We start from the raw sequence: 11,633 nt of genomic DNA, 5'->3' as shown, positions 1-11,633 counted from the left end.
GGCCGCGAGGGCCGACTGGGTGCGGGTATCCCGCAGGACACAGGGGCCGCTCGTGGCTGACCCGACCGGTTTCCTGAAGTTCGAGCGCGAAGAGCCCGCGAAGAAGTCTTACGAGGAGCGGCTTTCCTCGTGGGGCGAGGTCTATGCGGACGTCGACCCGGCCGAGCGCAACGAACAGGTGCGCAAGCAGGCGTCGCGGTGCATGGACTGCGGCATCCCGTTCTGCCACTCCGGCGGTTCCGGCTGCCCGCTGGGCAACCTGATCCCGGAGTGGAACGACCTGGTCCGCCGCGGCGACTGGGCCGCGGCGAGCGACCGGCTGCACGCCACCAACAACTTCCCGGAGTTCACCGGGAAGCTGTGCCCGGCACCGTGCGAGGCCGGCTGCGTGCTGTCGATCTCGCCGCTGTCCGGCGGGCCGGTCGCGATCAAGCGCGTCGAGCAGACGATCGCCGACCAGTCCTGGGAAGCGGGCTACGTCCAGCCGCAGGTGTCCGAAGTGTCCAGTGGCCGCCGGGTGGCGATCGTCGGCTCCGGCCCGGCCGGCCTCGCGGCGGCGCAGCAGCTGACCCGCGCGGGCCACGAGGTCACCGTGTACGAGCGCGACGACCGCCTCGGCGGGCTGCTGCGCTACGGCATCCCCGAGTTCAAGATGGAGAAGAAGGTCCTCGACCGCCGCCTGGCGCAGCTGCGCAAGGAGGGCACCCGGTTCGTGACGGGTTGCGAGGTCGGCGTCGACCTGTCGGTGGAGGACCTGCGCGCGCAGTACGACGCGGTGGTCCTGGCGGTGGGCGCCCTGCGCGGCCGCGACGACACGACGACGCCGGGCCGCGAGCTGGCGGGCATCCACCTGGCGATGGAGCACCTGGTCCCGGCCAACAAGTACGTCGAGGGCGACGGCCCCCCGTCGATCGACGCCCGCGGCAAGCACGTGGTGATCATCGGCGGCGGCGACACGGGCGCGGACTCGTACGGAACGGCAACGCGCCAGGGCGCGCTGTCGGTGACCCAGCTCGACCAGTACCCGATGCCGCCTTCTGCGAGGGACGACGCGCGGTCCCCGTGGCCGACGTGGCCGTACATCTTGCGCACGTACGCGGCGCACGAGGAGGCGGGCGAGCGCAAGTTCGCGGTGGCGGTGCGCCGTTTCGTCGGTTCCGAAGAGGGCCGCGTGACGGCTGTGGAGCTGCAGCAGGTCCGAGTCCAGAAGGACCCGGTTTCCGGGCGGCGTGAGGTGATCCCGGTGAACGACGAGGTGGAGACGCTCCCGGCGGACCTGGTGTTGCTGGCGATCGGCTTCGAGGGCGTCGAGGAGATGCCGCTGCTTTCCGGCTTGGGTCTCTCGTTGACCCGCCGGGGGACGTTGTCGTGTGGCGCGGACTGGCAGACGGAGACGCCGGGGGTGTTCGTCTGCGGTGACGCGCACCGGGGGGCATCGCTGGTGGTGTGGGCGATCGCGGAGGGGCGTTCGGTGGCCAACGCGGTGGACACGTACCTGACCGGCGCGTCGGACCTGCCGGCGCCGGTGCACCCGACGGCGCTGCCGCTGGCGGTCGTCTGATCCGTTCGTTTTCCGAAGGCCCCCTCGCCGCTGGCGAGGGGGCCTTCGGCGTTGTGCCGTAACAATGGACGTGCTGGCAGCGACCTGGGAGAATCAGCGGTGCAGGGAGGATCGTCGATGACCCAGCCGGCGGAAGAAGAGCCGGGAAGCGTAGTGAATTCGACCTCCGTGGGCGACGGCGGCACCGGCGACATCGTCCAGGTCGGGTACGTGGCGGGCGGCTTCCACTACGGAACGCGCGGCATCGCCAAGTCGTGGTATCGGGGGACCGTCCGCGAATTCGCACCGGATCACCTGGTAGGGCGGGAAACCGAGCTGGCGGAGCTGGAACGGTTTTGCCGGGAACCCGACCCCGCGCCGTCCTACGCGTGGTGGAGAGCCGACGCCTGGAGCGGCAAGACCGCTCTCATGGCGTCATTCGTGCTCGCTCCACCCGCGGAGGTTCAGCTGGTCTCGTTCTTCATCTCGGGACGGGACGCGGAATCCGACAACCGAGCGGGCTTTCTGGCCGCCGTCATCCCCCAGCTGGCGGAGGTCTTGGGCATCCCGGAGCCGGAGAAGGCCGGCGCCGCGGACTTCCCGGGCCTGCTGGACGCGGCCGCGGAAGCCAGTGCAGGCAACGGCCGACGGCTGATCCTGGTCGTGGACGGACTGGACGAGGACCGAGGGGCAGGCGGGGCCGAAAGCATCGCGGCTCTGCTGCCTCGAAGGCCCGCCCACGGCATGCGGGTGATCGTCAGCGGGCGGTCGAGTCCCGGTGTGCCAGCGGTGCTCCACGAGCAACACCCCCTCCACGACCCGGCGATCGTCCGAGAACTCGAACCCTCGCCCGCGGCATCCGCGGTGCGGCAGGACAAGGAACACGATCTCGACCGGCTTCTCCATGCCGAGATGCGCGAAGCCAGGGACACGCTGGGTTTTCTGGTCGCTGCCCGGGGTGGGCTCAGCCGGGACGACCTGGTCGAACTCATCCGCGGCGGCAACGTCCCCGCAACGGACGACGGCACCCGTTTCGGACCCACCGGCCGCTCCGACCGGGTCGAGTCGTGCGTCCGCGCGATCTTGAACAGCGTCGGGAGCAGGGTGTTCAGCCGCCGGGAGGCTCGCTGCAGCCCCGGCTCGGCTCCGGAAATCTACCTGATGGGCCACGAAGGGCTCCAAGACGAAGCGGTACTCAGGTTCGGCGAGGAGGCTCTTCACGGCTATCGCGATCGGATCACTGCCTGGGCGGATCGGTACCGGGATCAAGGCTGGCCCGTGTCCACGCCTCAGTTCCTCCTCTTCGGCTATCCGAGGCTCCTGCAGGAGAACGGACAGCTCGAGCGGCTGGTCGGGTGCGTTACGGACCTGGCACGGCAAGAACGCCTGCTGGAGGTGTCCGGTGGTGAGGCCTCGGCGCAGGCCGAGATCACGGTGGCCCACGCAGCGGTCTCCGCGTCGGCTCAGGTCGATGTGGTGAGCCTCGTCAAGCTGGCCATGCACCGTGCCGACCTCGGTGCCCGTAACGCCCGGACTCCGGCGCGCTTGCCTGCGCTGTGGGCCCGGCTGGGCAAGTTCGACCGTGCGGTGGCACTCGCGCGCTCCATCTCGGCGCGGGCGCGGAGGGTCGAGGCGGTGTCGGAGCTGGCTGTGGCTTTGGCGCGAGCCGGACAGGTGGATCGCGCCGACCGGATAGTGGCCGAGGTCGTCGACGAAAAGCGGCACTCGTACGTCAGGCGGCGTCTCATCGGTGAAGTCGCGGCCGGCGGTGATGTCGAGCGGGCACGGGCGATGGCTGAAGCCATTGAAGATGCGAGCTGGCGAAGCCGGGCACTGCTGACTTTGCCGGTGGCCGGTCCGGCGAGCGACCCCGCTTCGATGCTGGCTGCCGCCGATGGGATAGCCGACGACGACGCCCGGTTCAGCGCGCGTTTCTTCGTGGCCTGCCGGTTGATCGAGCGAGGGGAGATCGATCGCGCCGTCGAACTGTCGAACAACTTCGATCCGGTGTTTCGCGCGGAGGTGGTCGAGCGGGCCGCACGCCGCCTCTTGCAGGAGCGCGATGCGGAAGCGGCGTACGCTCTTGCGGCATCGGCAGGGGCTTTCACCCAGAGCATTCTTTCCCGGCTCGAGCTCGAAGACCTGGCCCGTGCCGACCTCGAAGCCGCCGGCGCCAAAGTGTTCGGGGTGGGCGACTCGAATCGTCGCGAGCAGCTGGTCTACGAGCTCATCAGGATCGCCCTGGACGCTGGTCACATCGACTACGCCGAATCGCTTGTCGGTTCCATGACCTCCACTTATGGCAGGCGCGGGTTGTCCCTGGTGCTCGAGTCGGTCGCTGCGCGCGACGGATACGAGCGGGCGATGGAACTGTTGAGGAGGAAGTTCGGGCAGCCCGGAGTCCGCGTCGGCCCCGAGACGCGCGCGGCTGCATTGACGGCACTCGCCGAGGGCGTGCTGAAGTTCGGGGACATCGACACGGCGGAAAACCTCGCCTCGCGGGCGGAATCCGCCGCGCGCCGCCCGGGGGACGATTACCGGCACAGCAGCTCCTTCCGGAGCATTGTCGATTTCGTAGTTGCCACGAACGACGTGCCTGCCGCCGAGCGGCTCGCCCGGATCTTGCTCGCCTCCGGTGCGGAGCGGCACGACTTTCCGCAGATCGCCAGGCTGCTGGCGAATGCGGGCGAGGTGAAACTGGCCGAGCAGGTGATCGTGCGGCTCAACCGGGCGGCCGAGCTGGCGGAGTCGATGGCGACGCTGCTGCGGCGCCACCGTGCTGCCGGGGCTCAGGAGGACGTACGTCGCATCGTCGATCAGGTCGGCGAACGCGTGGCCGAGATCCCTTCCGACAGCTTTGCGATCACCCGCTTGGTGGACTTCTATTGTGCCGCGGGCCTTCCGGATCGGGCGTTCGGGTTCGCTAAAAAGATCGAGGATTCCCATGATCGCCGGCTTGCCTACAGTGCCGTTATCAAAGAATTGTGCGCCATGGGCCGGATCGAGCGCGCGGTAGCGGTCGTCCGGGACCGGGGCAACGACGAGGTGTTCGCCTTTCGGCTGGTGGAGCCACTGGCGGAGGCGATGGGCGCTGCCGGTTACGGCGATGGTCTCGATGTGCTGGCGAGCCTGGGTGTCGAACCGCATGCGACCGCCGGCACGGCTTTCCTCGAACGGCTGGCCGAACGCGATCTGGAGCGCGCGCTGCAACTCGTGAGCACGTCGCTCCGCGCCTACAGCAGGAGTTCGGTGTTGCTGACGATGGCCCGCCGGTTGGCCGAACCCGCGCGATCCCAGATCCTCGCGGAGGTGGCGCAGTCGAGCGAATGGCCATCGGTGTTGCCGGCGCTCCTGCCGGACGAGCACCCCGGTGTCACGGAGATCGTCGATCAGTTCATCCGCCTGCAGGAGTTGCGAGTGGGGCTGGGATCGGAAGACGTCTGACCGGCCTGAAAGCGTTACGCCGAACGGCGGCTGTGCACTCTGTACACAGCCAACTACTTTCGAGTAGCTGTGCCGCTTTTGCGGCAATTCACTTTCGCGGAAGGTGGGTGTCTTGAAGCGCACGACATTCCGGGCCGCGGTCGTCACGGCCGTCCTCTCCCTTGCGTTCGCCCTGGTCGGCACCCCGGCCCAGGCCGCACCGAAACCCTTCTGGACGCCCGACGCCATGCGGGCGGCCGTCCCGATGGACTCCCTCGTCAAGGCCCCCGCCGCAGCGCCGGCAGACGTGGCCAAGGGGCAGAGCGCGATCATCCAGAGCATCCCGAACGGCGGCGGGCCCTGGACCGGCGGTGGCAAGGTCACCCAGACCGCCGGGCGCGTCTTCTTCCTCTTCAACGGCCAGAAAGCGTCGTGCTCCGGGGACGCCGTCACCAGCACCAACGGCAGTGTCGTCGTCACCGCCGGGCACTGCGTGAAGTACCAGGGCACCTGGCACACCCAGTGGGTCTTCGTCCCCGGCTACAACAACGGCAACGCCCCCTACGGCCAGTGGACCGCGAAGACCACCCTCACCACGCCGCAGTGGGAAGCCAGTGAGGACATCAACTACGACGTCGGCATGGCCGTGGTGAACCCGCTGAACTCGCAGCGGCTCACCGACGTCGTCGGGGCGCAGGGCATCGCTTTCAACCAGCCGAAGAACCAGAACATGTACACCTTCGGCTACCCGGCCGCCGCGCCCTACGACGGCACCAAGCTGATCTACTGCAGCGGCAGCACCTTCACCGACTTCCTGCTGACCAAGGACCACGGCATGAGCTGCAACATGACCGGCGGCTCCAGCGGCGGCCCGTGGTTCCTCTCGTTCAACGAGGCCACCGGTACCGGCGTGCAGGCCTCGGTGAACAGCTTCGGCTACAACTTCCTGCCCGGCTACATGTTCGGGCCGTACTTCGGCGCCGACGCACAGAACCTGTACAACCGCGCGCAAGCCGCGTGATCCCCGTCAGCCCAGGGGCGGAGCCTCGGTTCCGGTCCCTGGGCTGACGTCCGCGCGAGCAACCCCCAGCAAGCTCGGGGCATGCGGAAAACCCTGATCGCCCTGGCCTTCCTGCCCCTGCTCGCGGCACCCCCGGCAGAGGCGGCACCACGACTGCAGTGGACGGCCCCCTGCCCGGACTACGGCATGTCGCCGTCCCCGACGGCCGGTCTCGAGTGCGCCACCCTGCGCGTGCCGCTCGACTACGCCCACCCCGATCGCACCATCGAGCTCACGCTCTCCCGCCACCGGGGCCAACCCGGCAAGCGCCGCGGTGTGCTGCTGATGAACCCCGGCGGGCCGGGCAGTCCCGGGCTCGCCATGCCCGCCCAGCTGGTGCAGCGCGTGGGCGGCTCCGGCCTGCCGGACGCCTACGACGTCGTCGGGTTCGACCCCCGCGGCACCGGCTACAGCACGCCGGTCACGTGCGGCATGACGACGCCGGAAGAACGCGGCGCCGTGCTCGGCCCGTACGCGGCCGGGCCGCGGGAGGTCGCCGCCACCGCGGCGAAGGCGCGGGCCGTGGCCGGCAAGTGCGGCCGTGCGTCCACAACGGACCTGCTGCCGCACATGACGACCGCGAACACCGCACGGGACCTCGACCGGATCCGGGAAGCGCTGGGGGAGAACAAGATCTCCTACTACGGCGTCTCGTACGGCAGCTACCTCGGCGCCGCCTACGCGTCGATGTTCCCCGGCCGGACCGACCGGATCGTGCTCGACAGCGTCCTCGGCCCGCGCGGGCTCGACGTCCGCGCCAACCAGCGCTTCGCCGAAGGCTTCGACGACCGCTTTCCCGACTTCGCCGCGTGGGCGGCCGCGCGCGACGACGTCTACCACCTAGGCCGGACGCCGGCCGCGGTGACGGCGAAGTTCTTCGAGCTCGCCGCCGTCCGCGGACCGGAATTCCGGTCGGACACGTGGAACGGGCTCTACGACGACGCCTCCTTCCCGGCGCTGGCCCGGGAATGGGCCGGCACCGCACAGGCCGCGGCCGGGCCGCTCGACGGCGACAACCGCGCCGCGCTCCAGCTCCAGGTGATCTGCAACGACTCCGACTGGCCCGAACAGGTGGGCTACTACCAGCGCGCGGTCGAGCGCGAACGGACCGCGCACCCGATGTTCGGCCCGGCCGCGGCGAACGTGAACCCGTGCGCGTTCTGGCCGGTCGAACGCACCGAGCCGCCGGTGCGCGTCGGCGGCCCCGGCCCGGCGAACGTCCTGCTGGTGCAGAACCGGCGCGACCCGGCGACCCCGCTGTCCGGCGCCCGCGAGACGCGGGCGGCGTTCGGGGCCCGCGCGCGGATGGTGACCGTCGACGACGGCGGGCACGGCGTCTTCACCCGGGAAAACGCCTGCGGAAACGAAGCGGTGCTGGGCTATCTGCGTGACGGGGTCTTCCCCGCGACGGACGGTTCCTGTCAGTCTGAACGGTGAGGGGGACATTTCCCCCTCGGGGGATTCGAGGGGAAAATGATGAAAAAGATGATGTTCTTCGTCGTGTCCGTCCTGGCCGCGGTGCTGCTGGCCGCGCCGTCGGCGTCCGCGCAACCCGCGGTACCAGGCCCGGTCTGCATCCCGGAGGCGCTGTGGCTGCACGGCCCGAACGGAACGGCGATGTGCACGGCGGGACCGATTCCATCGATCGATCCGCCGTTCAACGCGTTTTCCGAAAGCAACGGCAGCCAGAACGCCTGGTGTTTGTTCTCGCAGCCGAAATACCTCGGTTTCGCGGTGCGGATCCCGGCTTTCTCGAGTGCCAACGCCGGGCTGACGGTGGCCTCGGTGCGGCCCTGCTGAGCCGGGGGCACCTCCCGGGGTGGTGTGGTCGCGCTGCGTGAGCGCACCACTCCGGTGGCCAACCGGGCGCAGCGCTGCGAACCGGGAACCTTATCCTGGTCTGCGTGAACTGGACTGTGGACGTCCCCGTCGACACACTGCCCGAGCTGCCGCCCCTGCCGCCCGAACTGCGGGAACGGCTCGACAAGGCGCTGGCGCTCCCGGCCGCGCAGCAGCCGGAGTGGCCGGACCCCGACGCGACCCGCCGGGTCCGCGGCGTGCTGGAGAGCGTGCCGCCGATCACCGTCCCGGCCGAGATCGACCGGCTCAAGGACCGGCTGGCCATGGTCGCCCGCGGCGAGGCCTTCCTGCTGCAGGGCGGCGACTGCGCGGAGACGTTCGAATCCAACACCGAGCCGCACATCCGCGCCAACCTGCGCACGCTGCTGCAGATGGCGGTCGTGCTCACCTACGGCGCGAGCCTGCCGGTGGTCAAGGTCGGCCGCATCGCCGGCCAGTACGCGAAGCCGCGCTCGGCCGCGACGGACGCGCTGGGCCTGCCGGTGTACCGCGGCGACATCATCAACTCCCTGGTCGCCAAGCCCGAGCTGCGCGTGCCGGACCCCGGCCGGATGATCCGCGCGTACGCGAACGCGGGCGCCGCGATGAACCTGGTCCGCGCCCTCACCGCGGCCGGCATGGCTGACCTGCACCAGGTGCACGACTGGAACAAGGACTTCGTGTCGGCGTCGCCGGCCGCCCAGCGCTTCGAGTCGCTGGCCAACGAGATCGACCGCGGCCTGCGGTTCATGTCGGCGTGCGGCGTCACGGACACGTCGCTGCAGTCGACGGAGATCTTCGCCAGCCACGAGGCGCTGCTGATCGACTACGAGCGTTCGATGCTGCGCCTCGACAACGCCGACGCGGCCAACCCGAAGCTGTACAACCTGTCGTCGCACTTCCTCTGGGTCGGCGAGCGGACCCGCCAGCTGGACGGCGCGCACATCGCCTTCGCCGAGCTGCTGGCCAACCCGATCGGGTTGAAGATCGGCCCGACGACCACGCCGGAGCAGGCGCTGGAGTACGTCGAGCGGCTCGACCCGCGCAACGAGCCGGGCCGGCTGACGCTCATCGCGCGGATGGGCAACGGCAAGGTCCGCGAGGTGCTGCCGGCGATCGTGGAGAAGGTCGAAGCCTCCGGGCACAAGGTCATCTGGCAGTGCGACCCGATGCACGGCAACACCCACGAGTCGTCGACCGGCTACAAGACCCGCCACTTCGACCGGATCGTCGACGAGGTCCAGGGCTTCTTCGAGGTGCACAACAAGCTGGGCACCTACCCGGGCGGCATCCACGTGGAGCTGACCGGCGAGGACGTCACGGAGTGCCTGGGCGGCGCCCAGGAGATCTCCGACATCGACCTGTCGGGCCGCTACGAGACGGCCTGCGACCCGCGGCTGAACACACAGCAGTCCCTGGAGCTGGCCTTCCTGGTCGCGGAGATGCTCCGCGGCTGAGGCCCTGGCCCCCGCTCAACCCGAGCGCCCCAAGGCGGCCTTGGTTGCGTCTGACGCACCCAAGGTGGCCTTGGGGCGCATCCCGGCGGTCTCGGGGGGCCCGCAGGTGAGTGGTGCTAGGAGGCGTCCAGCAGCCGGGCCGCCGACTTGAGCACCGCGTCCCGCAGCGAACCCACGTCCGGGACCGCCGCGCCGTTGGCCTGCAGTCCGATGTGGACCGAATCCCGGTAGGTCGCCACCGCGATGCCCACCGCGTGGCGCGGGGCCAGCGGCACGAACGGGTAGACCTCCGCCAGGCGGGCGCCGTCGAGGGAGAGGCGGGCCGGGGGCAGCGGGACCGTCGTGACCACCAGGTCGAACAGCATCGGCGCGGCCTGGCCCGCCGTGCGGGTGCCCAGGCGGTGCAGCAGCGGCGGGACGTGGTCGGCCAGCAGCGGCAGGGCACCCGCGCCGCGGCTCGGGCCCGCCGCCTTGTTGCGGGTCATCGCCCGGCGGACCGCCCGCAGCCGCTCGACCGGGTCGTCCTCGCCGACCGGCAGGTCGCACAGGTAGCCCGAAAGCTTGTTGCCGCCGAGCTGCTCCCCGGCCCGGCCGCGCACGCTCACCGGGATCAGCGCGCGCAGCGTGCGGCCGTCGGCGCGCTGCCCGCGGTTGACCAGCCACTCGCGCAGGGCCCCGGACAGCACCGCCAGGACGACGTCGTTGGTCGTGCCGCCGTGCGCGCGGCGCACCCGGCGCAGCTCGGTCAGCGGCAGCCGGACGAACCCGAGGCGCCGCTCGGGCGACGGCGGTGCCGACACCGGCGAGAGCGGCGGGCGGGCCGCCCGCACCAGCGACGAGGCGATCCCGGCCTGGCCCCACACCGTGCCCAGCGCGTCCTTCACCGTGTCCAAAGTGGAGCGCGGGGCGGGGATCGGCGAAGGGTTCCGCTCCGGCAGTTTCACGCCGTCGAGCAGCCCGGCCGCGACCGCGTACGCGCCGGCGCCGTCGGTCAGCGCGTGGTGCAGTTTCAGCAGGAGCGCGAACTTCCCGGCCGGCAGCCCGGTGACGAGCGTCAGGTCCCACAACGGCCGGGAGGTGTCGAGCGGCTCGGCGATCCAGCGCGACGCATACGCCGCGAGCGGGTCCGGCTCGTACAGCGAACTCAACACGACGTGGTGAATGTGGTCGGCCGCAACAAAAGCCGGGTCGTCGCTCCAGCTGGCCGAGCCCGGCGGGAACAGCTCCGCGCGCGCCCGCTGGCGCAGCTTCGGCAGCCGGGCGGCGCGCTGGGCGAGCAGCGCCGTCAACGCGGCCGGGTCCACCGAGCCGCGGGCGGTGAAGGTGACCACCGCTCCCATGTGCATCGGGGTGGTTTCGCTTTCCAGGCAAAGAAAAGCGACGTCGAGTGCGCTGAGCGGCGAGCCTGCCATGGGCGACCTTTCCGGGTTCGCGGGGGGCGCACGGCCACGTGCGTCGGAAGGGGTTGGACCCACTGCACCAGCCCGACATGACGGCCGGGTGGTCGAAGTGTTTCCACGACGCTAACTACCCACCCCGTTCATCCATTCGAGATACCCCGGGCCGCGGTGCCCGGGCTCACAGATCAAGAGGAAGATTCATTCGGCCGGAGCAGGCGGGGGTGCTTCCGCACGGGCCACCGACGGCCCCCAATCGGGGGTCAGCGCGACCTGCTTGCCGACGCGGCGCACCGGCAGGCCGTTCACCTGCCGCCTGCCGAGTCCCGGCCAGATTTCCGCGGCGTCCTTCGCCGCGGAGCGGATCGCGCCGCCGTCGAGCGTCGTGCGGGTCTCCGGGATCTCCCGGTCCGTCCACTGCACGACCAGCTTCAGCGGGCCGGCCGAGGGGAGCGGCCACAGGAAGACCTCGTGCTCGACGGCGAACCGCGTGCCGCCGACCGGCTGGGCCCGCAGCACCGGGGCCTCCGGTTCGGACGCGGACGGCACCGAGATCGTCTCGGAGCTCGCCCGGCTGCCGTCGGCGTAGAGCACGCCGATCAGCAGCCCGTTGTAGTCGGGCTTGCGCCGGTGGTCGATCAGCCCCTCGGCGGGGTCGTCGACCAGGCTGTCCCGGGAGTACACCGTGACGCGCAGTGTCAGCGCCTCCGGCCACACCTCGATGGCCCGCAGCGCGACCACCGTGCGTTCGGAGCGGCCCAGCGGCTGCGCCCACGGCAGCACCGCCGGGACGATGTGCTCGCGCGGGGGATCGGTCCAGTGCCGTCCGTTGAACGCGTAAAGCTCCTGCTCCGGAACGGGGAACAGGGGACGCTCACGGGGACCGCCGGTGAAGAAGCTCATCGGACGGCCCGCGA

At 70.6% G+C, this 11,633-nt stretch carries 8 protein-coding genes; 6 read left to right on the top strand and 2 right to left on the bottom strand.

Annotated elements, in window-relative coordinates; translation table 11 throughout:
- Nucleotides 1–52: 52 nt before the first annotated feature.
- The 6 genes from ACWEGE_RS19930 to ACWEGE_RS19905 all read left to right on the top strand — a co-directional run bounded on the left by ACWEGE_RS19930 (nt 53) and on the right by ACWEGE_RS19905 (nt 9,319).
- The gene (locus tag ACWEGE_RS19930) at nt 53–1,561 is read left to right on the top strand and encodes a glutamate synthase subunit beta (protein WP_449661924.1); all 1,509 of its coding nucleotides are present in this window, start codon (nt 53–55) and stop codon (nt 1,559–1,561) included.
- A gap of 117 nt (nt 1,562–1,678) precedes the next feature.
- On the top strand, nt 1,679–4,984 hold the full coding sequence (locus tag ACWEGE_RS19925) for a hypothetical protein (protein WP_449661923.1): 3,306 nt from the start codon (nt 1,679–1,681) through the stop codon (nt 4,982–4,984).
- A 112-nt stretch (nt 4,985–5,096) separates the two neighbouring features.
- Nucleotides 5,097–5,984, top strand: coding sequence for a trypsin-like serine peptidase (locus ACWEGE_RS19920; RefSeq protein WP_449661922.1), 888 nt, complete (start codon nt 5,097–5,099; stop codon nt 5,982–5,984).
- 81 nt (nt 5,985–6,065) lie between these two features.
- Nucleotides 6,066–7,460: an alpha/beta hydrolase gene (locus ACWEGE_RS19915; protein WP_449661921.1), complete on the top strand. Its 1,395-nt coding sequence runs from the start codon at nt 6,066–6,068 to the stop codon at nt 7,458–7,460.
- A gap of 39 nt (nt 7,461–7,499) precedes the next feature.
- A complete protein-coding gene (locus ACWEGE_RS19910) occupies nt 7,500–7,823 on the top strand; it encodes a hypothetical protein (RefSeq protein ID WP_449661920.1) in 324 nt (107 codons plus the stop codon).
- A gap of 104 nt (nt 7,824–7,927) precedes the next feature.
- Nucleotides 7,928–9,319, top strand: coding sequence for a class II 3-deoxy-7-phosphoheptulonate synthase (locus tag ACWEGE_RS19905; RefSeq protein ID WP_449661919.1), 1,392 nt, complete (start codon nt 7,928–7,930; stop codon nt 9,317–9,319).
- Between the two features lie 116 nt (nt 9,320–9,435).
- On the opposite strand, the gene ACWEGE_RS19900 is transcribed toward ACWEGE_RS19905, so the two are convergent.
- Nucleotides 9,436–10,731 (bottom strand): wax ester/triacylglycerol synthase family O-acyltransferase, encoded by a 1,296-nt coding sequence (locus ACWEGE_RS19900; protein WP_449661918.1) that lies wholly within the window; start codon nt 10,729–10,731, stop codon nt 9,436–9,438.
- A 186-nt stretch (nt 10,732–10,917) separates the two neighbouring features.
- A complete protein-coding gene (locus ACWEGE_RS19895) occupies nt 10,918–11,619 on the bottom strand; it encodes a hypothetical protein (RefSeq protein WP_449661917.1) in 702 nt (233 codons plus the stop codon).
- Nucleotides 11,620–11,633 lie beyond the last annotated feature (14 nt).

It is taken from the genome of Amycolatopsis sp. NPDC004747 (genome assembly GCF_053601335.1).
This window is presented reverse-complemented; position numbering and strand designations above follow the sequence as displayed.

Coding starts and splice junctions, on each gene's coding strand:
- ACWEGE_RS19925 (WP_449661923.1), top strand. CDS start 1,679: ATGACCCAGCCGGCGGAAGAAGAGCCGGGAAGCGTAGTGAATTCGACC.
- ACWEGE_RS19915 (WP_449661921.1), top strand. CDS start 6,066: ATGCGGAAAACCCTGATCGCCCTGGCCTTCCTGCCCCTGCTCGCGGCA.
- ACWEGE_RS19910 (WP_449661920.1), top strand. CDS start 7,500: ATGAAAAAGATGATGTTCTTCGTCGTGTCCGTCCTGGCCGCGGTGCTG.
- ACWEGE_RS19900 (WP_449661918.1), bottom strand. CDS start 10,731: ATGGCAGGCTCGCCGCTCAGCGCACTCGACGTCGCTTTTCTTTGCCTG.
- ACWEGE_RS19895 (WP_449661917.1), bottom strand. CDS start 11,619: ATGAGCTTCTTCACCGGCGGTCCCCGTGAGCGTCCCCTGTTCCCCGTT.